Below are 26,335 nucleotides of genomic sequence, written 5' to 3' on the forward strand. Positions count from 1 at the left end.
ATACCTCTTTCTGCTAGCTATCGCATTTTTATAGAGAATTTGTCATAAGAAAATCACACTAATAATATAGCAATTTAACGTGCGAAAGTCAACGTGGTATGAAAAGATAATAGGAGAAAGAAAAGAGGTGGTATATGAAGAGAATAAAAAACATGTGCAAAATGTTTAAATTGACTTGTAAAATATAGTTTGTTTTAGTAAAATGTATGCATGGGAGTGAATGGGCAGTGAATACATAAAATACAGCCTAGATGAAATGCCCAAAAACTGCGAAAATTGGAGGAATTTATATGAATGTTTACACAACTGACAAAATTAGAAATGTAGTATTGCTCGGACATGGGGGATGCGGTAAGACAAGTTTAGTTGAAGCAATGGCATATTTATCCGGTATTACCTCGAGAATGGGGAAAGTAACCGATGGCAATACTGTAAGCGATTTTGGCAAGGAAGAACAGAAAAGACAGATATCTATCTCTACATCAGTTGTTCCAATTGAGTGGGATGGGATTAAGATAAATATATTGGATTCACCGGGATTCTTTGATTTTGTAGGAGAAGTAGAAGAAGCAGTCAGTGCGGCGGATGCTGCCATTATTGTAGTATCCGGTAAGGCCGGTATGGAAGTCGGAACAGAGAAGGCATGGGAGATATGCGATAGATATAAATTGCCCCGCTTCGTGTTCGTAACAGATATGGATGTGGATAACGCTTCTTTCCGTCAGGTTGTGGAAGATATGACGAATACCTACGGCAAGAAGATGGCACCGTTCCATCTGCCTATTCGTGAGAACGAGAAATTTGTCGGATATGTTAACGTAATTACGGAAGCTGGTTACAGATGGCAGGGTAAGGACGTGGTGGATTGTGAGGTACCGGAATATAGTAAGGCTAATTTACAACTTTATAAGGATACGCTGATGGAGACAGTAGCGGAGACGAGTGAAGAATTCATGGAACGCTACTTCGGAGGCGAGACTTTCTCTGAGGCGGAGATAAGAGCCGCTCTTCGTACGAACATCATCGATGGAACGATAGTACCTATGACGATGGGCTCCAGTGTTTTATGCCAAGGTATTTATACACTGCTCGATGATATTGTAAAATATATGCCAAACCCGGAGAGTAAAGAAATTGCGGGAATTAATTTGAAAACAAACGAAATTTTCCAGGCGAATTATGATTTCTCCAAGGCGAAATCAGCTTATATATTTAAAACGATTGTGGATCCTTTTATAGGAAAATATTCACTGGTAAAGATATGTTCCGGCGTATTTAAAACCGATGATCTCATCTATAACAGCGATAAAGATATCGAGGAGAAAATAGGCAAATTATATGTTCTTCAAGGAAATAAGCCGATAGAAGTGAGCGAACTTCATGCGGGAGATATCGGTGCAATTGCTAAGTTGACAGCGGCGCGCACGGGTAACACCCTCTCCACGAAGACAAGTCCGATCAAATACGGTAAAGCTGAGATATCCACTCCTTACACATATTTGAGATATCATGCGAAGAACAAGGGAGATATCGATAAGATATCCCAGTCCTTACAGAAAATGATGCATGAGGATCCGACCCTAAAGGTGGTGAACGATGCGGAAAATAGACAAATGCTGCTTTATGGTATGGGAGACTTGCATTTGGAAGTGGTGACGAGCAGGCTTCGCAATGAATATAAAGTGGAAATAGACTTAACACAGCCTAAAGTGGCGTTTCGGGAGACGATTAAGAAGACTTCCGATGTGGAATATAAATATAAGAAACAGTCGGGCGGACATGGACAATACGGTCACGTAAAGATGAGATTCCTGCCTTCCGGAGATTTGGAGAAACCTTATGAATTCGCACAAGAAGTAGTAGGAGGTGCGGTACCCAAGAACTTCTTCCCTGCGGTAGAAAAGGGCTTACAGGAATCTGTATTAAAGGGGCCTCTCGCTGCTTATCCTGTTGTAGGAGTTAAGGGCGTGCTGTACGATGGTTCTTATCATGCGGTAGATTCCTCGGAAATGGCTTTCAAGATGGCAACGATTCAGGCGTTTAAAAAAGGATTTATGGAGGCAGGTCCTATCTTGCTCGAGCCGATCGCATCTTTGAAAGTAACAATACCGGATGCTTATACCGGAGATGTTATGGGTGATTTGAATAAGAGAAGAGGACGTGTACTCGGTATGAATCCGTTAAATGGCAAGCAGGTAATCGAAGCTGATATTCCGATGACAGGATTATTCGGATACTGTACGGATCTTCGGTCCATGACTGGCGGAAGAGGTACTTATTCTTATGAATTCTCAAGATATGAGCAGGCACCAAGCGATATTCAGGAAAAAGAAGTGGCAGCGAGAGCAGCTAGTGTATCGGAGGGTGGTGAAGAATAAGCGGAGATACCGATTGGCGGACGTAAATAGTGTATTGCCGGATGTAATGTAATAAATGCAACTAGGGTAAAATTTAAGAAAAGAGTGAGATAAGAATGGGATGTCTGAGTGCGTATGCATAAGACATCCTGTTTTGTATCATAGAAAAAGGATAGAAAACAAGGCAAAACCTTGACAGAGTATGAGAAAAAGTATAGAATTATCGGTGTTTTATAACGTAAAATATTGATGAAGTATTCTGAAAAATGTGAGGAAGAAAAGATGGCACAACCGTATAACCACAAAGAGATTGAAGAAAAATGGCGTAAAGAATGGGCGAAAAATCCTGTTAATGTAGATGATGGAAAAAAGCCGAAATATTATTGCCTCGATATGTTTCCCTATCCTTCAGGAAATGGGCTTCATGTAGGACATTGGAGAGGATATGTTATTTCTGATGTATGGAGCCGTTATAAGATGTTGAATGGAGGTCATTATATCATTCATCCGATGGGATGGGATGCGTTCGGTCTTCCGGCAGAGAACTATGCGATTAAGATGGGTGTACATCCTGCCAAGTCCACACAGCAGAATGTAGATAATATTAAGGAGCAGATCGACCAGATTGCGGCTCTTTACGATTGGGATATGGAAGTAAATACAACAGATCCTGATTTCTATAAATGGACACAGTGGATATTTGTGAAAATGTTCAAAGAAGGACTTGCTTATCAGAAGGAAATGCCGATTAACTGGTGCCCTTCCTGTAAGACAGGACTCGCGAACGAAGAAGTTGTGAATGGACAGTGCGAGCGCTGCAGTTCAGAGGTGACGAAGAAGAATTTGAAGCAGTGGATGCTTCGCATTACGAAATATGCGGACCGTCTTTTAGAAGATCTCGATAAGTTGGATTGGCCGGAAAAAGTGAAGAAAATGCAAGGTGAGTGGATTGGGCGTTCTTACGGTGCGGAAGTCGATTTCAAAGTGGATGGAAGTGATGATGCAATTACTGTCTACACTACAAGGCCGGATACTCTTTACGGAGCGACTTTCATGGTTCTTGCGCCGGAGCATGCTCTTGCAGCTAAGCTGGCAACGCCGGAGAATAAGGCCGCCGTGGATAAATATATTCAGGATGCATCCAACAAATCGAATGTAGATAGATTGCAGGATAAGGAAAAGACCGGCGTATTTACCGGTTCCTACGCGATTAACCCGTTAAGCGGAGAAAAGACACCGATCTGGCTGTCCGACTATGTTCTTGCTGATTATGGTACAGGAGCGATTATGTGCGTACCGGCACATGATGACCGTGACTTTGAATTTGCCACGAAGTTCCAGATACCTATCGTGCAAGTAATTGCCAAAGATGGCAAGGAAATAGAAAATATGACAGAAGCCTATACCGAAGCTGCGGGAACGATGATTAATTCCGGCGACTGGAACGGTATGGAATCATCGGTGCTTAAGCAAGAAGCACCTGCTTTTATTGAGAAGTTAGGATTTGGCCATAAGACGACGAATTACAAGCTTCGTGACTGGGTATTTTCCCGTCAGCGTTACTGGGGAGAACCGATTCCTATTATACACTGTCCGAAATGTGGTTGTGTGCCGGTACCGGAAGAGCAGCTTCCTTTACTGCTTCCGGAAGTGGAATCTTATCAGCCCACAGGTACAGGAGAGTCTCCTTTGGCAGGTATTGATGAATGGGTGAATACTACCTGTCCGGTCTGTGGAGAAGCTTCTAAGAGAGAGACCAACACCATGCCTCAATGGGCAGGCTCTTCTTGGTATTTCCTGCGTTATGTAGACAGCAAGAATAAGGAGGAATTGGTGAGCAAAGAAAAGGCGGAGAAATATCTGCCGGTGGATATGTATATTGGCGGTGTAGAGCATGCGGTACTTCACCTGCTCTATTCCAGATTCTATACGAAATTCCTCTGCGATATCGGGGTGATTGATTTCGATGAGCCTTTTATCAAGCTGTTTAACCAGGGAATGATCACAGGTAAGAATGGTATTAAGATGAGTAAGTCGAAAGGAAACGTGGTATCCCCAGATGGTTTGGTAAATGATTATGGCTGCGATTCATTACGTCTTTACGAGCTATTCGTAGGCCCTCCGGAGCTCGATTCGGAATGGGATGACAGAGGAATCGACGGAGTATATCGCTTTATGACACGTTTCTGGAACCTTGTAACGAATAATAAGGATAAGAATGTGGAAGCCACGAAGGAAATGCTGAAGGTACGCAATAAAATGATTGCTGATATTTCACATCGCCTGGAGAACTTTAGCTTGAATACGGTAGTGTCCGGATTCATGGAATACAATAACAAGATGTTGGATATAGCGAAAAAGGACGGTATCGATAAAGATACGTTGAAAACGGCCGTTATACTTTTGGCTCCCTTCGCACCGCATATCAGTGAAGAGTTGTGGCGTCAATTAGGAGAGAATGGTTCTGTCTTCCATCAAGTATGGCCGATAGCGGATGCAAGTGCCATGGTAGAAGAGGAGAAGGAAATTGCCGTACAGGTAAATGGTAAAACGAAGCTGGTAATTAGCGTTGCTACAGATATTACTAAGGATGCGGCGATTGCAGCCGGAAAAGAAGCGCTTGGAGCAAAGCTTGAGGGTGAAATTGTAAAAGAGATCTATGTCCCCGGAAAAATCGTGAATCTTGTAGTAAAAAATAAGTAACTGTGAGGAAACTGGACAGTTACGGTAAAACAATAAATAATAAAAGAGCGTATGCGAAAATGCATACGCTCTTCGATTATCGTTTCCGCTTCAGTGCCATCAGCCGATTAATTTTCTCCGCTTCTTCAGGAGAGGAATATTTACGCAGTGCCGCAGCAATTGTGGCAATTTCACTATCATCAAAGGAAATATTGCTCGCTTTTCCTTTTTGCGAGACGGACATAAGAAAAGGAATCATCTGTTCGCGGGAAAGATTCTTGCTTTCAAATACGAGCATTTGTAAAAATTGAAGCTTATCTCTATCGATATGTGCAACGAGGGGATCGTTCATCCATTCATTCTGACTCATAATCATCCTACCTTTCTTTACGTTAAATTCCGCTAAACATTTCAAACATAGTCTTTTGTTCCGGGGAAAGCATATTCATAAGCATATCGGTATTTCCAAAACCTTCCCCGGAACCTTCTCCGAAGCCTTCCGGGAAAAAATCTTTCATCAGTTCAATCGTTTTACTCATCTCTTTATATTTTTCAATTGTATCGAATAAATTTATAATTTGTTCCGCTTTTTTCTTCTCTTCTTTTGTAAAGTAAGGAAGAAGAGAGTGATATATTTTAAAGATATCAAATTCTTCTTTTTGTATGGAACAGCCCGATAACTCGAAGGAATGAGTCTTGTAATAGGAGATGGTATGCTGCAGTTCCAGATATTTTATGTAAATAGCTAACTGCTTTTGCATTTGGAAATCGAAGTAAGGGATCATGATTTTTAACATTTGGATATGGTTATTTGTAAACAGAACATCAAAGGCTGTTATGTTATTTTGTTCTTTTTCATCCATAGGAATCCCTTACCCTTCCATGTTATTATAAAATCTTATGTATAGAAAAGTTAAAATATGCGCATCCGTTTGTTCTGTAATAGGAACACTTTCCTGTTACACAAGAGAAGATAGGCTCATATGAGCCTATCTCCAGCTATTTGTCTGTTCTGATGTAAGTGCTAGAAGAAGGAATTTCCTCCACAGCAGCAAAGAATAAGCAGGATAAAGATGATGCTATCGCAGCCACCATTAGAGCCGCCACCGAGAAGTCCATTACCGCCACAGCCGCTGTTGTTGTTGCCACCACAGATGCAAAGCAGAAGGATTATCCAGATGATAGAGTTACATCCGGAGTTTTCGTTACTTACTCCACCGCCACAGCCACATCCTGTTGCTGTTAAATCACTCATAAATTTGCCTCCAAAAAAGTTTTTTTATTTATGGTTTATATTATGACGTATGGCTTGGTCTTGTTTCCACAATATGGGAAAAGAAATATAAAAAAAATAACACAATAAATCGACAAAATACTTGAATTAATTACAAGATATAGTAAAATATTAGTGTATGTTGTTTAATATAGGGTAAATATACCATCATCGACAAGGTATAATATTTTAACAATATTGTACTGCGCCGAGCAAAGCGAGTGTGCAAAAAACATACCGTGGCCGCTTGCGGACAAGGTATAATATTTTAACAGTATTATACTGCGCCGAGCAAAGCGAGTGTGCAAAAACATACCGTGGCCGCTTGCGGCTAAGGTATAAGACCCAGCATTAATGGCGGCATAATTTAAAAAGATAACGAGGGAGAAAATAGATGGCAGCACAGCAGCATATAGTTGCGGGCAGGCAATTCCGTACGAAAGCAGATTATGAGGCTGCAGTAAGAGATAAGAAGAAGATCGATATTATCAAATCGAAGATAAATATGAATCAACCAAAAGAAGTAATACAGCTTTATGAACAGATGCAGCAAGGAGCCTATCACTTCGAGACGATGGTTGGTAATGATTTCGATGATGAGATATATGAATTGGTAGAATCATACAAAGAGCAGGGGAAGGGTGAAAAGGGGAGAAGGCAAAAAAATAAAACTGCCAATGAGAAAAAGAAGAGAAGTAAAAGCCATAAGGCGATAAAAGGTGGAAAGATAAGTTCCGTGGAAGATTTCGATGAAGATATGAAAAGGGAGATAGAAGCCCAGCTACGAGCCGCGGAAAGGCGCAGGAAATGGATTGTAGTCCTGTGTTCGTTATGTGCTATGGTGAGCTTCGGATACTTCTTCGTATATTATTTCTATGCCGAACGAACGAATACGGATTATGAGAAGCTGGCCGGGCTGAAAGACAGCCAGATGCTGGCAGACGTGGGAGAAAGAATAATCGTCGTTCGCGGAGAAGAGGAAGAAATCGTACTGCCCGATATACTGGATGAGTACAAAACTTTATATAATAAGAACAAAAAGCTAATCGGATGGCTGAAAATTGACGATACAATAATAGATTATCCAGTTATGCAGACATCCAATAATGAATATTACCTTACATATAACTTCCATCAGGAGTATGACAAAAACGGTAGTATTTTTATGGATTTCCAGTGTAAAGCATATCCGCGTTCGCAGAATCTTATTTTATACGGACACCATATGAAGTCCGGTCAGATGTTCGGCGACCTGGAGAAGTACACTAAGAAGTCTTATTATGAATCTCATAGTGTCATACAATTCGACACGATATATGAGAAGGGTACTTATCAAGTAATGTATGTATTTAGAGCAAAGGTTTTGAAGGAAAACGAGATTGCTTTTAAATATTATCAATTTATAAATGCGAACTCACCAGAGGAGTTCAATTCAAATATGAAGGAAATGGCGGCAATGTCACTGTACGATACCGGGGTGACGGCAGAATACGGAGACGAACTGTTGACTTTATCGACCTGTGATAACTCACAGACGGACGGAAGATTCGCAGTAGTTGCCAAAAGGATTCAATAAAATTCGTTTTACAGCGGAGGAGAGTAGCAATATGGCTAAGGGTAAAGATACAAAAAAGAAAAATTGGAAGCTGCGCAGGCAACTGAGGAAGACACTTGGATGTTTGTTCATGATTTCAGCGATAATCGTGACGACGATACCGGTGCAGCCTGTAGAGGCGGCAAATAAATGGGATACAACAGTGTGGGCTACTTCACGGAGTGGCACAAGTAAAGGTGGGCTAATCCCTGATTTGGATAAAAATACTCCTATTTATCAGTCGGAAGATGGTACCTTCCAGTTTGCTTATGTGGATCAAAATGGCGATAGCAATAGTGCAAACTCTAATAAGTTTGCAGTTATTGTCGGTTATTTAAAGGAGCAGTCCTTGCCGGGTGGAAATCTAACTATCCGGGAAAAGATGGATGCTTATGTAAAATATACCGATACTCTGGGTACTACAGGAGGATATGCAGCAGCTAGTAGGAATGGAAAGCCCTTATACTATAAAAGTACCAAAATAGTATATGAAGACAAGTCGACCGGTGATATCTATCAGACAGATGGTACATGGGCCCCCGGTGTCGTAACGGTGAAAAAAACTGTATTCGATAAACTCAATCCGTGTAATCTCGATTCTAAAGGGATATGGTGTCCGGATGGAAAGAATGATATCGATTTGTTCTATCATACTGCTTCAACTAATGGTATTCCGACAAATCCGGACGATTTAAAGGATGAAAGTAAATGGACACCTGCGTTGGGAAATGATTCGGGAAGAATTAAAGATGCCAAGGTATCTTATATTGGCAATCAATATGCAAAATATGATAGTACTGCAAAAAATTGGAAGATTGCAGGCGATTCCACTAAACAGGAAAGTATATTTGGTGGTAGCGGAGTGGATGAAAGCGGAAAAGGAAGTGTAGCTGCAGCCAATATTATTAACTTAACGATTAGTAGCAGCCTGTTAGGAATCGGTGATTATGCCTTTTATAATTGCTTTAATATTCAGTCAGTTGTTTTTGCTGATGGTTTGAATACATTAGGAAATTGGTCGTTTGCTAATTGCGGAAACTTGACAATGGTTGAGATGCCGTTTAACGCAATGATCGATACGATAGGGGATCATGCGTTCTATAATTGCGGAAAATTGCAGGCTTTTGCGATGCCTACGGTTACAAGAGTGATAGGTGACTCTGCTTTTGAGAATTGTACAAGTTTAAGAACTATAGATTTGATAAGGACAGAAGCAGGAGCGGATAAAAGCTCTAACTTGAAACAAATTGGCTATAAGGCCTTTAAAAACTGTTCTTCTTTGCAATATTTACGCCTTCCCAGTAGCTATGATGGTGCAGATGACAGTAATAAAAAAGTATTTCATTTATCAACTGTTCAAGGGTGCAGAAGTCTTCAATATATATCAACACAAAGTGAGGTCTTAGATTTTGTGACGGATAAATATGATTCTTCGGTAACTACTGATAACAAGGTAGATGGTACTTATGGATTCAGAGAGTTTAAGGCAGATGTTGGTGAGGCTTTTTATATCGAAGCTCCGGGATATGTAGCGGGAACAAATAATACGATAAAGACACCTGCTCATAAAACAGCAAATACCACGAAAACTGAAAAGGATACAGAAGATAAAGATATTAAAGTAAAACCGATAGCTTTTAAATATTATGGTGAAGATAAGTATGAAATTGTAGAACCTTCTACGGGAAAAAAGATTTCAGGTGGGGGGGAGCAAGCGATAGGGCTTGTTTATGCAGTGGACTCAGGCGGAAACCTCATTGTATTCCGAGTAGAGAATGAGAGTGGTGTGCCAATTTCAGGAGTAGCAGTTCCGGAACTTACTATGCCGGAACAAATTGGACCTTATGGAATTCAAACGATTGCATATGGTAGTTTTAATGATAATTGTTGGATAGAGAAAGTAACGATACCTGCATCAGTAAAAAGAATTAATAATGATGCATTTAAAGGTTCTCATAATCTAAAGCATGTTATCTTTACAAATGCAGCCAACATAGAAAGTATTGGAACGAATGCATTTGCAACACAGAAGATAAAGACTACTGCGCCTTCGCATGCGACAGGCGGTCAGGATGGTTTTGCATGTGGAGATGAGACATTTTTGGATGGGGCGCCTTTCCTCAGCTTCTCAGGAACTATTGAAAATGAAAAGGGAATAAATACAGAGCCTTTTAAATATGCAATGAAAGCTAGTGCAAGAATTAACGAGGGAAGACAGCCGATAACCTATATCACTTATTATAGTGGCTTCCCATCTAACTTAACGGTTCGGTATAATCATGACGAAAAAGTGCAGGCAGCGGAATTGATTGCGTTCCCTACAAAAGCAGAAGTAGAAAACGGATATGAGGTTGTTTTAGCAGGGACACCGACAGATCCAGATGACCCGACAGATCCAGATGATCCAGTAGATCCAATAACCCCTTCGACGACGGATAAATATCTATATCCTTATATTACCGATTCCATAAGTGCAGAAGCGAAGGCGGCTTTTACTAGTGGCAATCCGACGGAAAATCAGGTTAATATAAAAAACTCCGTATATCACATTGTAATACCGAAGGGTGTTACTGCGATTAAGGAAGGATTGTTCTCGGGCTTAGATACGAATGGGTATGTTTTAGGTGAAGGAAAAACACCTGAAGAATATGATAAAACTGCTGTTGATACTGAAAAATTTGCATCTCCTTCGGTGGACATTCAAAGTATCACAGTAAAAAGTGTGAATAATATCCCTTCTTATGCCTTTGCAAGGATGCCGGAATTATTAAGAGCTTCTGTCGGTGGGGCATCGACTATTGGTAGTTATGCATTCGACAAGAGTACGAAGTTGGCGGCAGCCGATATAGGACCGGATACTTCAGCACTCGGGTTACGTCCATTCAGCGATTGTACCGGTTTAACCGATGTGACTTTTACGGATAGTCCGTACTTTGCCTATGATAATGGTGTTATTTATGGGTTGACGAATGGTACGAAAACAAAGATTATGCAAGTATTGCCGAGCAGAGGAAACTTGGTTGGATCTGGTATGGTGGGACCTGATGAATTCATAGGAATAAAAGAAATTGAAAAAGAAGCATTTATGAATTGTGATGATATTGGTGAAGTAGATTTGAGTAAATCTTCAGTTGGTGAAATTCCTGAGAAGAGCTTTGCAGAATCCGATCGACTATATAAGGTTATTTTACCCGATAGTGCAAGAGCGATTAGAAATGGTGCATTCTGGAATACCCCTACGCTGAAGTTTGTGCAAATACCTAATAGTGTACAGCAGATAGCTCAAAACGCATTTGCTTATACACCACTTAAGGATGAACTCGGAAATTATAAAGGAGTTTATGGAGAGGACTTTGAGAAGGATCGCTCCAAGCTTGAATTCATTTGTCTTCCTGACAGTAATGCGGCATTATATGCGGAAGATTACTCTTACATAGGTTGGACAACGAGTAATGATTTAAAAGTTAAATGGTCGGTAATGTTCTTTGATGCATCGGATGAAAAGAATATTAAACTGATAAAGGAAGAAAGAGTTGTTCATGGAGAGAATGCTGAACTTCCTACACCACCTGATCATACCGAGGCTGGATTGATATTTGAACGTTGGTCACCGAGTGAGACTATTTTCAATCCGGTTACACAGGATAGAGAAGTCCTCGCTCTTTATAAGCCGAAGGATGTGACTACTCATACGGTAAGATTTTTCGACTATGCTAAAAAAGAGATGGCGGATTTCACGCAACAAGTCGTAGATGGCAAGGATGCAGTCCCGCCTTCTGCGGATAAGATGGTGCTAGATGGTTTGGTATTTACCGGATGGGATAGATCATATGAAAAAATCAAGGCACCAATCGATATCTATGCTACCTATACGGCGAAGGAGGCTGATAAATTCACAGTAACCTTCTGGACGGATACGGATATGACTAAGATGATAGGAAATCCTCAGCAAGTGGAGCCCGGAAAGAGTGCGGTAGAGCCTGCTCACCCTAAGAAGGAAGGCCATACATTTAGTGGCTGGTATCCGGCGACCTCATGGCAGAATGTAACGAAGGACTTGGATGTGGTCGCGATGTATACAGTAGGCGGTGGGGATGACAATAACAACGGCAATAACAATGGTAACAACAATAATGGTAATAATAACGGTAACAATGGTGGAAATAATAACAATGGCAGCGACAGCAACAAGGATTCCGTATCTTCCAATAGTACAAAATATAAAGTTACAGTAAGCGGAGGAAGCGGAAGCGGAGATTATACGCCGGGTACGATTGTGAATATTAATGCGTATGCGACCGCGGATGGTAAAGTATTCGATAAGTGGACCAGTTCCTCTGCAGGAGTTGGGTTCGTGAATGCCAGCGCTATCTCGACGACCTTTACGATGCCATCGAATAATGTAGATATTACGGCGAACTTAAAGGATGGCGGAGGTTCCTCCACGGTTACAGGTAATTCGAGGAATCCGCTTCGCAACTCGACAACGACAGTGGATATTACCAAGGGTGGTATCTCCAATTCGGACATAGCGTCAGCGAATGTAAACGGTTCTTCCGATGATTATGTGATTAAGATTACCGAAGATGCACAGGCTACAGCGGCTGTGATTGCAGCTCTGGAAGCGAAATATGGGGATTTGAGCAATATCGCCTATCTGCCGATGGATATCAGTCTGTATGACTCCACAGGACAGACGAAGATAACGGATGTAAGTGGAATTAGCGTGGATATTACGTTGCCTCTGCCGGATGAACTCATTCAATATGCGGGAAATAATAGAGCGGCAAGTGTGCTTAACGGGGAATTAGAAGAGTTAGGTGCTAAATTTACAACCATCGATGGTATTCCATGTATTCAGTTTACGGCAACTCATTTCTCTCCGTATACAATCTATGTAGATAAAGGGAATCTTACGGAGGGCTTGCTGGATGCAACACCTAAGACCGGCGATCCCATACATCCGAAGTGGTTCCTGGCAATGGGACTTGCATGTATCTCTATCATTTTATTTGCGAAAAAAGATAAAGGAATGCCAAGAGTAAAATCGGCTTAAGCTTAGGGGGAGTCTATGGATAATAGGAAAATTATGATTCTTGCGGGAATGCTGCTATGTATTGCGGCTGCAGCATTCCAGCTTTCGCCGTCGCAGGTGAAAGCGGAATCGGCGTCAGCCTCCGATTTTCAGATGAAGGGCGATACATTGGTAAAATATACGGGCACAGCTAGCGCTGTGTCCATTCCGGTATTTGTGAAGAATATCGGAAAAGAAGCATTTCAGGGACATACGGAACTTATTAAGGTGGAGATACCGGGATATGTGGAAAGTATTGGTGCTAATGCATTCGAAGGTTGTACTTCTCTTGAGAAGATAGCAATTCCCGATACAGTGACGGAGCTTGGTGCGGGCGTATTCAGCAGTTGCAGTTCACTGAAAACAGTAACTCTGGGAAAGAAGCTTTCCAAGCTTGGAGATGGTGCTTTTGCGGACTGTACCTCTCTCGGTCAATTGAAAGTAAGTGCGGATAATACAGATTTTTCTTATGAATCCGGAGCAATTTATAACAAAGATAAGACAATCTTATATGGCCTTCTGCCGGGATACAGCCAGGAAGTATATAAGATGCCTGCCACAGTAAAGACAATAAGAAATAACGCTTTTTGGGGATGTGAGAATCTGACAAAGGTAGAAATAGGAAGCAATGTGAAAGCAATACCTGATTATGCATTTGCTAATTGTAGAAACTTAGAGAAGGTTAGGTTTTCCTATTCCGTATCCGGTATTGGTTTAAAAGCATTTATGGATTGTATCAATTTGGGAGAGATTGAAATACCCGAATCAGTATCCAAGATACATGAAACGGCCTTTGATGGCTGCCCGAATCTTGTGATTTTGGCAAAGGAAGGTTCTTATGCGGCGAAGTATGAGGCGTCCCGTGATAAATCCCAGGTGTCCAGAAATGAATATGAGGATGTATTACATGATTCCGGAGAAGAGAGCATCGGACAAGGTGATGAGGATAGTTCAGAAGATTCTGCGAACTCAGCGAATACAGGTTCTCTTCTTGGACAAAGTAAGATTGTGGGTGGTAATGCAATAGTATTTATAGACAATAACCGTTCCAAAGTGCTATCGGGAAATGAGCAGGGAGAAAGCGAAACGCAAAGCAGTACGAATTCCCCTGAGATTATAGGAGGGGAGACGGCGAGTAATAGCATTGCTAAATATACGATAGTTAATGATAAAATTGCAGATCAGGCGTATTATGGCAATGCAGGCTTGACATCATATGACATACCTCAGACTGTGAAAGCAATTGGCAGCTTTTCCTTTGCCCGCTCAGGATTGACTTCTATCGAGGTACCGGACGGAGTGGAATCAATCGGTTATGGTGCATTTTATCATTGCGATAATCTGGCATCTATTACGATTCCTGATTCAGTGACAACGATAGAACCTTCTGCATTGAATAAGACGAAATGGATGGAAGAGCGTCTGACAGATAAGAAGAATCCGTTTGTCATTGTGGGAGATGGTATTCTGATTGCTTATACGGGCAGTTTGGAGAGTGTTGCAATACCGGAAGGCGTGAAGCAGATCGGTGCGGAAGCATTTATGGATAATCGAAAGATAACTGCGGTTACACTTCCCAGTACTTGTAAAGTGATCGGTGAAGATGCTTTTGCCGGATGCAGCAATCTAGTGAGTGTGGCTGGCGGCAGTTATGTGGAAGAAATTAGGGATAGAGCCTTTGTCGGATGTCCAATCAGTACGATTAAAATTCCTGCATCTGTGAAGTCGATAGGTTTACGGGCTTATGACATTACAGGGACCGGTAAAGACGATGGAAGCAAGATCGCTGTTTTTCTGGGAGGAAGCCTTCCTAAGATATCCTATGAGAAAACGGCTACCCGATTGCCGAATGAAATACAAAGAGATGCGGTATTTAAAGATGTAAGAATCGCTATTGTCAGTGATGATATTACACCTGAAGATGTGGTGGATACGGTATTAGACTATGATAAAGGTGGATTCCGCGGATTTGTCTGTACGGTGGAACAGACGGCGGAACAGGATACTCAGGGAAGACTTCGTATCAAGTTCTGTATTATGAAGGAAGAAGATGTGGAAGTGACAACGGTTCCGAGACATGTGACAGTGTACGGTAAGACCTATAAGATATCTAATCCCAATGAAGCGGTAGTATATGCTTCCAACGAGGAAGATGCCGGCGAAGAGAAAGATATAACAGTAGAGATAAATAGTCAGACCTTACCAACAGTTCCTTCGGTTCAAGCGAAACTATCCGGAGCAGAAAATAACTATATTTTACAAATAAATGATAACCCTGATGCAGGTAAGGATATTGCTGCCGCGTATAAAAAAGCAGTGGCCGGCGGACGGATAGCGAGCATGCAAGCTTATGATATTGCGTTATATGATGGGAAAACTATGACTCCGATCAGCAAGGCGGGTAAGCAACAAATGACCATAACGATTCCGAAGCCGAATGGCGTCATAGCCGAGGGACTTAAGGTGCTTTGTCTGGATGAAGATGGGCAATTGGAAAAAGTGAATGCACGGTTAATTGTAGTAAATGGAATTACATGCGTCCAGTTCGATGCAGAACGTTTTACTACTTATGTATTTTATAATAATTAAAGATGATTATGAAAGAACCACCCGGTGGTATAATAATATTATTATTTATTGGAAAAGAGGGGATGGTTATGAAGAGTAAAGAGGATAAGATACGGCCGGAAGACCGCGAAGAACTGTTTAAAGTATGGAAATCCCGATTTGAGAAAAATAAGCACCGCCATAGGGACATATTATGGGAAGATGTGCAAAAGAAATTGGAAAACAACGAAGGAAAGCTATGGTCGCTGGAACAAATGGAGGTGACCGGAGGTGAACCCGACGTTGTTGGATACGATGAGAAAACAGATGAGTATATCTTCTATGATTGTGCGGCAGAAAGCCCTAAGGAACGCAGAAGTCTTTGTTATGACCGCAGAGCATTGGACTCCCGCAAACAGGCGAAGCCGGCAAGCAGCGTTATGGATATGGCGCAGACCATGGGCATTGAACTGCTAACGGAAGAAGAATACCGGGAACTGCAAAAGCTTGGTAAATTCGATCAAAAGACATCCAGCTGGGTAAAGACGCCGGATAATATTCGAGAACTGGGCGGTGCGATTTTCTGTGATTATCGCTATGGTACTGTCTTCGTTTATCATAACGGAGCTGAAAGCTACTACTCATCTAGAGGATTTCGAGGCGTATTGAAAGTATAATATTTTAATAATATATACTGCGCCGAGCAAAGCGAGTGTGCAAAAAGCATACCGCAGCCGCTTGCGGCTAAGGTATAAAAGAAAAACAACCATCTGACAAAAAGTAACGAATAACGACTCCCGGCATAAATTAATTAAAAAGCCGGGAGCGTTTTATGTTTCGGGTAAGACAACAGGTAGGTTGTACGGATGAATTAGTCGCCTCCTGCAACTGCAGAAATAGTGAAGATAATATCAGGGTGGCGGTACTTGATACAGGAATTGGGAATCATCCCGATTTTGAAGGTAGAGTGGACGCCTTTTATGATTTTCTGCATGGGGGAAGGAACGCCTACGATGATAGCGGCCATGGAACCCATGTGATTGGATGTATCGGAGGAAGCGGGAAGGCTTCCGGTGGGATGTACAAGGGAATTGCTCCCCATTGCCGCCTGGTAGTAGGAAAAGTTCTGGATGAGAACGGTGATGGCAATATAGATCATATGAAACAGGGGATTGAGTGGGTTCTGGATATTAAGGATAGATATAAGATAAGAGTGCTGAATATCTCCATTGGTATCGGATATATAGACAATAAAAATAGGATGGAGGAATTGGTGCGCGCAGTGGATGAAGCGTGGGACAGCGGCATTGTAGTGGTGTGTGCTGCGGGCAATATGGGGCCTAAGCCTATGACGATATCCCCGCTTGGGGCAAGTAAGAAGGTCATTACAGTAGGATGTCATGAAGGTGGTTATTTTGGAAAAAGGAGTTCTCTGTGCGAAGAATATTCAGGGAGAGGACCGTCGCCTTATGCGGTGAAGAAACCGGATGTGGTAGCTCCCGGAACAGATATTATTTCCTGTAATGTAGCTTGTCGCCAGTCATTTCGCGGTTACCGGAATGCTTATACGAAGAAGAGCGGTACATCGATGGCGACGCCGATTGTTTCGGGTGCAGTAGCCTTGCTCTTACAAAAGTATCCGTATCTTACGAATGAACAGGTAAAACGGAAACTCAGTTATAGTGCAACGGACTTGCAGGAGCCGTGGACGAAGCAAGGATGGGGCATGATAAATGTAAGAAGAATGCTTGCTCCCTGAGAAATAAAATATGTATTGACACAAATAGTATGATTGTATACAATAATACTTAAAAATATGAGGAAAATATAAAATACCGATAAGAGACGCTATAAAATGTCCCGAAGGTAAAATGGGAGGTACCATGAAAGATAATAACAGCGCATTTGAAAATCGTCCGGTGACGATGAATGAGAAGAACAATCTTCTTGCAATTGAGGAGCATATGTACATCTTAGACGATGTGGAGAAACCTAACGTGTTCCGTAATATGTTTCCATATTCGGAAGTGCCTAAGATTCCCTTCAATGACAGAATTGTTCCCCACAATATGCCAAAGGAAATATGGATTACAGATACAACATTTCGGGATGGACAGCAATCTAGAGCCCCTTACAGCACAGAACAGATAGTTACTATTTATGACTACCTGCATAAGCTGGGCGGCCCTAATGGTTTAATCCGTGCCAGCGAATTCTTCCTCTATAGCAAAAAAGACAGAGATGCGGTATATAAATGTATGGAGCGCGGCTATCAGTTTCCGGAGGTAACGAGCTGGATCCGTGCCAGCAAAGAAGACTTTAAGCTAGTGAAGGAAATTGGAATGAAAGAGACGGGTATTCTCGTAAGCTGTTCCGATTATCATATTTTCCTGAAGCTTAAGATGACAAGAAGACAGGCGATGGAGCACTACTTAAGTGTGATTCGCGAATGTCTGGAAGAAGGAATTAGTCCCAGATGTCATTTGGAAGATATTACAAGAGCTGATATTTATGGTTTCGTGGTACCATTTTGTGCAGAGCTTATGAAATTGATGGAGGAATATAATATTCCGGTTAAAATCCGTGCTTGCGATACGATGGGATATGGTGTAAACTATGCGGGGGCAGTAATTCCCCGAAGTGTACAGGGTATCATTTATGCGATACACACACATGCAGGTGTGCCTCATGGATTGATTGAATGGCACGGACATAATGATTTTTATAAAGCGGTATCCAACTCCACAACAGCATGGCTATACGGATGTGCGGGTGTGAATACTTCCCTCTTTGGAATTGGTGAACGTACAGGCAATACGCCTTTGGAAGCGATGGTATTTGAATATGCCCAGTTAAAAGGCAGTCTGGATGGTATGGATACGACAGTGATTACAGAGCTGGCTGAGTATTTTGAAAAAGAGATAGGATATGAAATCCCTCCGAGAACTCCTTTTGTAGGTAAGAATTTTAATGTGACAAGGGCAGGAATTCATGCGGATGGATTACTAAAGAATGAGGAAATTTATAATATTTTCGATACGGAGAAGTTTTTAAACAGACCGGTACTTTGCTCAGTAAGCGATACTTCCGGTCTGGCAGGAATCGCTCATTGGATGAACACTTATTTCAAGCTGCGCGATGAGAAACAAGTGGACAAGAATTCTGAATTGGTAAAAGAAGTGAAAAAATGGGTGGATGAAGAATATGCGGATGGACGCATTACGGTGCTGACAGATGAGGAATTGGTTGCTCAGATCGATGCAGTATGTGAACGACTTCAGACAACTCTTGTATAATAAAAGCTTTTTTCCCGGGAAAGGTATGGTTGGATGCGATGGGAAGTTATGATGTAAAGCAAGAAGTGACGGATAAATATTCTCTGCGTGGACGAGTATTTCATAAGATAAGAGAGGATATATTAAGCGGAAAATATAAGGATCATGAAGAACTTAAGGAAATTGCTATCGGCGAAGAATTAGGCGTAAGCAGAACTCCTGTAAGGGAGGCCTTTCGCCAGCTCGAGCTTGAGGGATTAATTCAGATAGTGCCTAATAAGGGTGCTTATGTAACAGGTATTACTGCTAAGGACGTCCAGGATATCTACATGATACGCTCCTTGCTGGAGGGGCTCTGCGCGCAATGGGCTACCGATCATATCACGAGGGAGCAACTGGAAGAGTTGGAGGAGAACGTATACCTGGCGGATTTCCACGCTTCCAAAGGCCATATGGACCAAATAGCAGAGTTGGATAATCGTTTTCATCATATTCTGTATGAAGCCTGCCACAGCAAACAATTAGAACGGTTGCTGGTTGATTTCCATGAATATGTACTCCGTGTGAGGAAAAAGACTCTTGCTAATGGAGGAAGAGGACAGACTTCCAATGATGAACACAGGCAGATTATGGAGGCCATTAAAGATAAGGATAAGGCGAAAGCACAGGAGCTTGCCAATCAACACATGATCAATGCTTATGATAATATGGTGAAGAACGGTCTATATGATATCTACGGACCGGCACAGGAGCAAGAATAGGGCTGGCTACACTTCAGCCTCAAATCAACGCGAAGTTAAAATTGTATCTCTATGCAATTTTGCGAGTGCTATAAGCGCCAAAATGCATTCTTCGGCAGTTTGTGTGCATTTTTGTTGCTGTTCACGGTATAGCCGTGAATAGTAACTAGGGGTGTACAAAGAAGCGCCGGGATAGTAAGATAGTGGGTGTACAGTTACTGTTCGCGGCGGAATTGTAAACGGTAACTGTGTACAATAAGTGGAAGGAGTATAGATATAAAATGGATAAGATTAAGATGGTAACTCCCTTAGTGGAGATGGACGGAGATGAGATGACAAGGATTCTCTGGCAGATAATTAAAGAAGAATTACTGTTGCCGTTCATTGATTTGAAGACAGAATACTACGACCTCGGTTTGGAACACCGGAATGAAACGGATGATAAGGTGACTGCGGATTCTGCAGAGGCGACGAAGAAATACGGAGTGGCGGTGAAGTGTGCAACGATTACTCCTAATGCTGACCGTATGACAGAGTATAGCTTGAAGGAAATGTGGAAAAGCCCCAACGGAACGATTCGTTCTATTTTGGATGGAACTGTATTTCGCGCACCTATTGTAGTAAAGGGAATAGAACCTTGCGTAAGAAATTGGGAGAAGCCAATTACGATAGCGCGTCATGCTTACGGAGATATTTATAAAAATGTAGAGATTAAGGTGCCGGGCGCAGGCAAGGCAGAGCTTGTATACACGGCAGCAGATGGTACCGTTACAAAAGAAACAATCCATGAATTCAAGGGAGAGGGTATCCTCCAAGGTGTACATAATACAGATGCTTCTATTGCAAGCTTTGCAAGAGCATGCTTTAATTATGCGTTGGATACGAAGCAAGACCTGTGGTTTGGAGCAAAGGATACGATTTCGAAGAAATACGACCATAATTTTAAGGATATTTTCCAGGCAATATACGATGCGGAATATAAAGAGAAGTTTGAAACAGCAGGAATTGAGTATTTCTATAGTCTGATCGATGATATTGTAGCCCGCGTTATGAAAGCAAAAGGCGGCTTTATCTGGGCATGTAAGAACTATGATGGAGATGTGATGAGCGACATGGTATCATCAGCTTTTGGTTCTCTCGCTATGATGACTTCTGTACTCGTATCGCCTACCGGAGTTTATGAATACGAAGCGGCTCATGGAACGGTACAGCGTCACTATTATAAACATTTAAAAGGTGAGGAAACATCGACGAACTCTGTGGCTACTATTTTCGCATGGACAGGCGCTCTTCGTAAGCGCGGAGAGTTAGATGAGAGCAAGGAACTGGTTGAATTTGCCGATAAATTAGAAAAAGCAACCCTTTCTACCATCGAAGCTGGGAAAATGACGAAGGATCTTGCCCTTATTACCTCGCTAAAGGATGTAACGGTGCTTAATAGTGCAGATTTTATCCGTGAGATTCGCAAGACATATGAAGCGATGTAAATAGTTATATGAAAACATAGAAAAACCGCTGCGAACAAATATCAGGCACATTGTGCCATGGTTTGCAGCGGTTTTTCTTTTTTGATACTCTTATTGTTCTTGTTCAGAACTTAGTTCTTCCCAACGGTTCATTAACTGCTCCAGTTCTTTTACAATGCTTTCTTTTTCCTTGGAGAGTTCCTGTAATTTGGGAACATTGGTACAGACATCAGAAGAAGCCATAAGCTCATCGAGCTCGATATCGCGGTTCTCCAGAACTTCGATACGATCTTCCATTCGTTTTAGTTCGTTTTCTCTTTTTCGAAGTTTCGCTTGCTGTTCCTTTTTATCCTTCCAGTCTTGTTTGGAGGCGGAAGCAGTTCCTGAAACAGCTTCGGAGGAAGACTCTAAAGGAGCATTAAGCTGTGGTTTCTTTTCCAGATAATAGTCATAGTTACCGAGGTAATTGATTAAGTTACCGCCGGATAGTTCCAGAATACGAGTGGCAGTACGATTAATGAAATAACGGTCATGGGAGACATAAATAACCGTACCTGTGTAGCTGTTAAGCGCATCTTCCAATATTTCTTTTGAAGCGATATCCAAATGGTTCGTCGGTTCGTCGAGGATGAGTAGATTGGATTCCGATAGCATAAGCTTAGCAAGGGATACACGTCCCCTTTCACCGCCGCTTAAGTCTCCGATTCGTTTGAACACATCTTCACCGGTAAAGAGAAAAGCAGCGAGAGTATTTCGTATTTCTGTGTTATTTAAGGTCGGATAGTCATCGGAGATTTCCTCGAATAAAGTTTTATCTTTATGCAGTACATTATGTTCTTGATCGTAGTAACCGATGTGCACATTGGTTCCTGTTTTTAAGGTGCCGGTATCGGCTGGAAGCAGGCCATTGATAATCTTTAGGATCGTGGTTTTCCCGGTGCCATTATCCCCTATAATTGCGATATGTTCTCCTCGCTTGATATCGAAGTTTATATTTTCAAACAGAGTGAGATCCCCGAAGGATTTGGACAGGTTCTCGCAATGGAGAACATCGTTACCGCTTACATATTTTGGTTCCAGGTGAATATGCATATCAGCAGGTGTTTCTGTAGGCTTTTCGATTACCTCTATTTTATCCAGCATTTTTTCGCGGCTTTCGGCGCGGCGGATGGATTTTTCCCGGTTGAAGGCTTTTAACTTGGCAATAACTTCTTCCTGATGCTTGATTTCCTGCTGTTGATTCAGATAAGCCTTTAAAGCTGCCGTGCGAAGCTGTTCCTTTTTGACAGCATATTCACTGTAGTTACCGGAAAACACAGTGGATTTTGTTTGATCGAGTTCTATGATCTTATTAGAGATACGGTCTAGGAAATAACGGTCATGAGATACAATAATGACCGCACCCTTATAATTTAAAAGATAGGTTTCCAACCAAGCGATGGAGGACATATCCAGGTGGTTGGTCGGCTCGTCCAGCATAATTAAGTCTGGTTTAAGAAGAAGCAGCTTGCCGAGAGCTACACGAGTCTTTTGCCCGCCGGAAAGGGTGGAAATGGATTTATCAAATTCACTCTCCGCGAAGCCAAGTCCTTTTAATACACCGATAAGCTCGCTCCGGTAAGCATATCCTCCTCCCAGTTCAAATTGATGGGTGAGAAGGGAATAGGATTCCATTAGCTTTTCAAGGGCATCTCCCGTGGCAGATTTCATCGCCGCTTCGGTCTTTCGCAACTGTGTCTCCAGATGAATCAGATCCTGCTTAACAGAAAGTAGCTCGTCATAGATCGTATTGGCACTGTTAACAGCCTGATGCTGGGATAGATAGCCGAAAGTTTTATCTTTGGAGAAGGCAATTACGCCCTCGTCAGCGGAGAGTTCTCCTACAATAATCCTGAGCAGCGTGGTTTTACCTGCACCATTAATGCCGACAATTGCTGCCTTATCGTAATCTTCTATGTGAAAAGATATATTTTTCAATATGCTTTTTTCATTGAATGCTTTACTGATATTTTGACAAGATAACACCATAATTAAGACTCCTTGTATGTAAACTGCCTAAAATGTGAACGGCAATCCCTATTTTACATAGGATAAAAGAGTCTGTCAATTCATTGACAGACTTTTAACAGTTTTATATAATAGGATAATATAAGATGATTTTAATGGATTTTCACAAAGCAATCTTTGCTTCTGTAACAGTGAGGATGCCAAACTGTTATGATATAGGAAATGCTGGAATAGGGGGAGCACTATGGAAGAAAAAGAAATTTCCCAGGCGGTAATAAGCCGCCTGCCAAGATATTTTAGATATTTGGGTGAACTCAAGGATGGAGGAACTGAGAGAGTTTCTTCTCAGGAGTTAAGCGACATTATGAAAGTGACCGCATCTCAGATCCGGCAGGATTTCAATAATTTCGGCGGATTCGGTCAGCAGGGATATGGGTATAACGTAGAATTTCTCTATTATGAAATTGGGAAAATACTTGGTTTGAATAAGACTCACAATTTAATTATTATCGGTGCGGGTAATCTGGGACAAGCGCTTGCTAATTATGTGAACTTTGAGAGGCGGGGATTCTTGTTTAAGGGTATCTTTGATAGTAATCCGGCTCTTTATGGGAATAAGATACGGGATATCGAAGTACAGCCGATGGAGAATATGGAGATTTTTGTTAAGGACAACGATATCGATATGGCAGTTCTTACGATACCGAAGGGAGAAGCGACTAAGGTGGCTGAATTGCTGGTGGAGTATGGAATCAAAGGAATCTGGAATTTTGCGCATGTAGACTTAAGTGTGCCCGAAGATGTACAGGTGGAGAATGTCCATTTATCGGATAGCTTGATGAAGCTGTCTTATAATATTAATCGATTTGAAATGGATAATAAGGGTCAGCAGGATATTTAAATGTAACTGCGAGGGTATGGAACAGTTACCATTTAATTACGAATGAGAAACAGGGGTGAAGGGTATGGCACGTTCGGAAGATATATTTAAATCGGCGCTTGCCGGCAAGGAGATACCGCTTCTGACGTTGGATAATAAATGGCATCAGCTGTTTACACAGGCGCAGACGGAAGTATCCGGGGATATTAGGTATAATGAAGAGAAACTCAATGAATTAATTAAGCGTCAGGGAAAGTTGAATACGGAGTCAAAGGATATCAGGCGGTTAAAAAAGAAGCTAATGGGAGAGATTATGGATATGGCGGAAGATCTGAGAGATAATCCCGATAGCAAGACGCAGAAGAAGATGGAGGAGAATAAACGCCTGATTAACGAATGCAATGAGAAGCTGGATATTTATCAAGAGGAACTTAAGTTGTTGCCGGAAGAAATAAACCGTGTGAACCATAAGTTAATGCTGGATACAATGGAGATTTGTTATAGGAGGATTGCGCAGAATACGAAGGATATCGATACGATTAACGAGTGGGTGAAGAATGTCCGCATTGAAATTAAGAAGAATCTCGTCCATAAAGAAGAGAGCGAGAAAGCGAATTTCGATTTGTATTCTTATATGCATGATATCTTTGGCGCAGAGGTCATTGAAATCTTCGATATGAAATATAATCCGGAGGAACGTAAGAAGGCAAGAGAGGAACGAGCAGCCAAAAAAAATGTGGATTCTTCAAAAACGGTGATTGTGGATAAAGAAGAATAATAACTATTACGAAGAATAATAAAAATGCGTCAGAACAGCTTTGTTTTTGGCGCATTTCTTAATAAAGGGAGAGGGGCGGTATGGAAAAAAGATATTTTGTGTCCTCGAAGGAAATGAAGCAATATGATATGGTGACCATCGAATATTTTCAGGTTCCATCCATGGTACTTATGGAGCGTGCCGCACTTGCCGTAGTGGAGGAAGTGGAGAAACGATTCCTCTCCGGCAGCAAGGTGCTTATCGTAGCCGGTAGTGGAAATAATGGGGGGGATGGTATTGCAATTGGAAGGATTCTTATGCAGCGGGGATATGAAGTGGACTTTACATTGATCGGTGACCGAGACAGATGCAGTGAGCAGACGAGCGTCCAACTTACAATTATTGAAAAATATGAATGTCCTCTGCAAGCCAAAATAGGAGATGGGGAATATGATATTATCATAGATGCATTGTTTGGTATCGGATTGTCGAAAGATGTGTCGGGTATTTATGCCGAGAGTATAGAAAAAGTGAATTCTCTTGGCGGTTTCGTATTCGCGGTCGATATTCCCTCCGGTATCAGTGCGGATACGGGAGAGGTGAAAGAAACGGCGGTAAAGGCAGATGTTACCGTCACCTTTGCATATGAAAAAATAGGGCATATTTTCTATCCGGGGTGTGAATACTGCGGAGAAGTAGTTTGTAAGGATATTGGTATTACGAAGGAAAGTTTCCGGGGAAAGGAACCTCTCGTTTATTCCTATGCTATAGATTATGAGAAAAAGGCAAGGCTCATGACTCATCTTTTACCGGAACGTAAAAAGTCCGGAAATAAAGGTACCTTCGGCAAAGTACTTACGATTGCAGGGAGCAGGAATATGAGCGGAGCCTGCGAGCTTTGTGTAAGGAGTGCATACCGCAGCGGAGCAGGAATGGTGAAAGCGGTGACTCCGGAGGAGAATAGGGAAATCATACAGAGGAATGTGCCGGAGGCGTTGCTTACGACTTACGAAACAGAAGGAAGGGAAGAAATGCTATTGGAGCAGCTTCGTGGGGATATAGAGTGGGCAGATAGCATAGTAATCGGTCCGGGAATGGGCAAAAGCCAGATGGCATATCGAATACTTTCTTATGTTATCGGGGAATCGGGGAAACCTCTGATTATCGATGCGGATGGATTGAACCTTATTGCAGAGTCGGAAGAGCTGAAGGCGGAACTGAAACAGTCCGGATATGAACGAAACAGGCAGGTGATTTTAACACCTCACGTAGCCGAGTTTGCCAGACTTTATGGATGTACACCGATTCAGGTGAAACGAGATATGTTTGGTAAGACGAAGGAACTTGCCAGGGAGCTTGGTTGTGTTGTCTTATGTAAGGATGCGCGGACGATAGTGGCTTCCTTTAAAGAAGAAGACCTGTTTCTGAATACAACAGGCAATGACGGTATGGCAACGGCTGGTTCCGGAGATGTGCTTGCCGGTATTTTGGGAGGGCTTGCAGCACAAGGACTGGAGGCGTTCGAAGCGGCAAAGCGAGGAGTGTTTCTTCATGGAATGCTTGGAGATATGGCAGCTGAGAGGATGGGGCGCCATGCCTTAATGGCAGGAGATATGATCGAGCAGTTAAAATATATAACGAGCGAAGGAAGAGAAAGCTATGTATGTTAAAGCACGCAGATGG

The 26,335-nt window shown here is 42.0% G+C and carries 17 protein-coding genes; 13 read left to right on the top strand and 4 right to left on the bottom strand.

What is annotated here, in order from left to right:
- The first annotated feature begins 290 nt into the window (after positions 1–290).
- Positions 291–2,378, top strand: coding sequence for an elongation factor G (locus RBB56_RS16630; RefSeq protein ID WP_306720076.1), 2,088 nt, complete (start codon positions 291–293; stop codon positions 2,376–2,378).
- A 261-nt stretch (positions 2,379–2,639) separates the two neighbouring features.
- Positions 2,640–5,060 (top strand): leucine--tRNA ligase, encoded by a 2,421-nt coding sequence (gene leuS, locus RBB56_RS16635; protein WP_306720077.1) that lies wholly within the window; start codon positions 2,640–2,642, stop codon positions 5,058–5,060.
- A gap of 76 nt (positions 5,061–5,136) precedes the next feature.
- Here leuS and RBB56_RS16640 read toward each other — a convergent pair whose 3' ends face one another.
- From RBB56_RS16640 to RBB56_RS16650, 3 genes are all read right to left on the bottom strand, one after another.
- A complete protein-coding gene (locus tag RBB56_RS16640; RefSeq protein WP_306720078.1) occupies positions 5,137–5,409 on the bottom strand; it encodes a hypothetical protein in 273 nt (90 codons plus the stop codon).
- Between the two features lie 22 nt (positions 5,410–5,431).
- Complete coding sequence (locus tag RBB56_RS16645; protein ID WP_306720079.1) at positions 5,432–5,902, bottom strand: hypothetical protein; 471 nt, start codon at positions 5,900–5,902, stop codon at positions 5,432–5,434.
- A 161-nt stretch (positions 5,903–6,063) separates the two neighbouring features.
- Positions 6,064–6,294, bottom strand: coding sequence for a chorion class high-cysteine HCB protein 13 (locus RBB56_RS16650; protein ID WP_306720080.1), 231 nt, complete (start codon positions 6,292–6,294; stop codon positions 6,064–6,066).
- Positions 6,295–6,706: 412 nt separating this feature from the next.
- Here RBB56_RS16650 and srtB point away from each other — a divergent pair, with 412 nt between their 5' ends.
- The 8 genes from srtB (at position 6,707) to RBB56_RS16690 (ending at position 21,029) form a co-directional block, all read left to right on the top strand.
- The gene (gene srtB, locus RBB56_RS16655) at positions 6,707–7,888 is read left to right on the top strand and encodes a class B sortase (protein WP_306720081.1); all 1,182 of its coding nucleotides are present in this window, start codon (positions 6,707–6,709) and stop codon (positions 7,886–7,888) included.
- Between the two features lie 31 nt (positions 7,889–7,919).
- On the top strand, positions 7,920–12,962 hold the full coding sequence (locus tag RBB56_RS16660; protein ID WP_306720082.1) for a leucine-rich repeat protein: 5,043 nt from the start codon (positions 7,920–7,922) through the stop codon (positions 12,960–12,962).
- Positions 12,963–12,977: 15 nt separating this feature from the next.
- A complete protein-coding gene (locus RBB56_RS16665) occupies positions 12,978–15,569 on the top strand; it encodes a leucine-rich repeat domain-containing protein (RefSeq protein WP_306720083.1) in 2,592 nt (863 codons plus the stop codon).
- Between the two features lie 68 nt (positions 15,570–15,637).
- Positions 15,638–16,204 carry a DUF4256 domain-containing protein gene (locus tag RBB56_RS16670; RefSeq protein ID WP_306720084.1) on the top strand — a complete coding sequence of 189 codons (567 nt, stop codon included), beginning with the start codon at positions 15,638–15,640 and terminating at the stop codon, positions 16,202–16,204.
- A 155-nt stretch (positions 16,205–16,359) separates the two neighbouring features.
- Positions 16,360–17,286 (top strand): S8 family peptidase, encoded by a 927-nt coding sequence (locus tag RBB56_RS16675; protein WP_306720085.1) that lies wholly within the window; start codon positions 16,360–16,362, stop codon positions 17,284–17,286.
- 124 nt (positions 17,287–17,410) lie between these two features.
- Complete coding sequence (locus RBB56_RS16680) at positions 17,411–18,823, top strand: 2-isopropylmalate synthase (protein ID WP_306720086.1); 1,413 nt, start codon at positions 17,411–17,413, stop codon at positions 18,821–18,823.
- Positions 18,824–18,861: 38 nt separating this feature from the next.
- Positions 18,862–19,563, top strand: a complete 702-nt coding sequence (locus tag RBB56_RS16685) for a GntR family transcriptional regulator (RefSeq protein WP_306720087.1) — start codon at positions 18,862–18,864, stop codon at positions 19,561–19,563.
- Between the two features lie 260 nt (positions 19,564–19,823).
- Entirely contained in the window at positions 19,824–21,029 is a 1,206-nt protein-coding gene (locus RBB56_RS16690; protein ID WP_306720088.1) for an NADP-dependent isocitrate dehydrogenase, read from the top strand.
- Between the two features lie 90 nt (positions 21,030–21,119).
- On the opposite strand, the gene RBB56_RS16695 is transcribed toward RBB56_RS16690, so the two are convergent.
- Entirely contained in the window at positions 21,120–23,036 is a 1,917-nt protein-coding gene (locus RBB56_RS16695; RefSeq protein WP_306720089.1) for an ABC-F family ATP-binding cassette domain-containing protein, read from the bottom strand.
- Between the two features lie 223 nt (positions 23,037–23,259).
- Here RBB56_RS16695 and RBB56_RS16700 point away from each other — a divergent pair, with 223 nt between their 5' ends.
- The 3 genes from RBB56_RS16700 to RBB56_RS16710 all read left to right on the top strand — a co-directional run bounded on the left by RBB56_RS16700 (position 23,260) and on the right by RBB56_RS16710 (position 26,322).
- Positions 23,260–23,916 (top strand): redox-sensing transcriptional repressor Rex, encoded by a 657-nt coding sequence (locus tag RBB56_RS16700; protein ID WP_306720090.1) that lies wholly within the window; start codon positions 23,260–23,262, stop codon positions 23,914–23,916.
- A gap of 64 nt (positions 23,917–23,980) precedes the next feature.
- Positions 23,981–24,673: a hypothetical protein gene (locus tag RBB56_RS16705; protein ID WP_306720091.1), complete on the top strand. Its 693-nt coding sequence runs from the start codon at positions 23,981–23,983 to the stop codon at positions 24,671–24,673.
- An 80-nt stretch (positions 24,674–24,753) separates the two neighbouring features.
- Entirely contained in the window at positions 24,754–26,322 is a 1,569-nt protein-coding gene (locus RBB56_RS16710; protein ID WP_306720092.1) for an NAD(P)H-hydrate dehydratase, read from the top strand.
- Positions 26,323–26,335: the final 13 nt, after the last annotated feature.

The sequence above is a fragment of the Kineothrix sp. MB12-C1 genome, from assembly GCF_030863805.1.
In the GTDB taxonomy this organism is placed as follows: Bacteria; Bacillota; Clostridia; order Lachnospirales; family Lachnospiraceae; genus Kineothrix.

What these genes read in the sequence shown, in the direction of transcription:
- srtB (WP_306720081.1), top strand. Translation starts at nt 6,707, where the DNA reads ATGGCAGCACAGCAGCATATAGTTGCGGGCAGGCAATTCCGTACGAAA.
- RBB56_RS16660 (WP_306720082.1), top strand. Translation starts at nt 7,920, where the DNA reads ATGGCTAAGGGTAAAGATACAAAAAAGAAAAATTGGAAGCTGCGCAGG.
- RBB56_RS16645 (WP_306720079.1), bottom strand. Translation starts at nt 5,902, where the DNA reads ATGGATGAAAAAGAACAAAATAACATAACAGCCTTTGATGTTCTGTTT.
- RBB56_RS16630 (WP_306720076.1), top strand. Translation starts at nt 291, where the DNA reads ATGAATGTTTACACAACTGACAAAATTAGAAATGTAGTATTGCTCGGA.
- RBB56_RS16685 (WP_306720087.1), top strand. Translation starts at nt 18,862, where the DNA reads ATGGGAAGTTATGATGTAAAGCAAGAAGTGACGGATAAATATTCTCTG.
- RBB56_RS16690 (WP_306720088.1), top strand. Translation starts at nt 19,824, where the DNA reads ATGGATAAGATTAAGATGGTAACTCCCTTAGTGGAGATGGACGGAGAT.
- RBB56_RS16665 (WP_306720083.1), top strand. Translation starts at nt 12,978, where the DNA reads ATGGATAATAGGAAAATTATGATTCTTGCGGGAATGCTGCTATGTATT.
- RBB56_RS16670 (WP_306720084.1), top strand. Translation starts at nt 15,638, where the DNA reads ATGAAGAGTAAAGAGGATAAGATACGGCCGGAAGACCGCGAAGAACTG.
- RBB56_RS16680 (WP_306720086.1), top strand. Translation starts at nt 17,411, where the DNA reads ATGAAAGATAATAACAGCGCATTTGAAAATCGTCCGGTGACGATGAAT.
- RBB56_RS16710 (WP_306720092.1), top strand. Translation starts at nt 24,754, where the DNA reads ATGGAAAAAAGATATTTTGTGTCCTCGAAGGAAATGAAGCAATATGAT.
- leuS (WP_306720077.1), top strand. Translation starts at nt 2,640, where the DNA reads ATGGCACAACCGTATAACCACAAAGAGATTGAAGAAAAATGGCGTAAA.
- RBB56_RS16650 (WP_306720080.1), bottom strand. Translation starts at nt 6,294, where the DNA reads ATGAGTGATTTAACAGCAACAGGATGTGGCTGTGGCGGTGGAGTAAGT.
- RBB56_RS16695 (WP_306720089.1), bottom strand. Translation starts at nt 23,036, where the DNA reads ATGGTGTTATCTTGTCAAAATATCAGTAAAGCATTCAATGAAAAAAGC.
- RBB56_RS16640 (WP_306720078.1), bottom strand. Translation starts at nt 5,409, where the DNA reads ATGAGTCAGAATGAATGGATGAACGATCCCCTCGTTGCACATATCGAT.
- RBB56_RS16700 (WP_306720090.1), top strand. Translation starts at nt 23,260, where the DNA reads ATGGAAGAAAAAGAAATTTCCCAGGCGGTAATAAGCCGCCTGCCAAGA.
- RBB56_RS16705 (WP_306720091.1), top strand. Translation starts at nt 23,981, where the DNA reads ATGGCACGTTCGGAAGATATATTTAAATCGGCGCTTGCCGGCAAGGAG.
- RBB56_RS16675 (WP_306720085.1), top strand. Translation starts at nt 16,360, where the DNA reads ATGTTTCGGGTAAGACAACAGGTAGGTTGTACGGATGAATTAGTCGCC.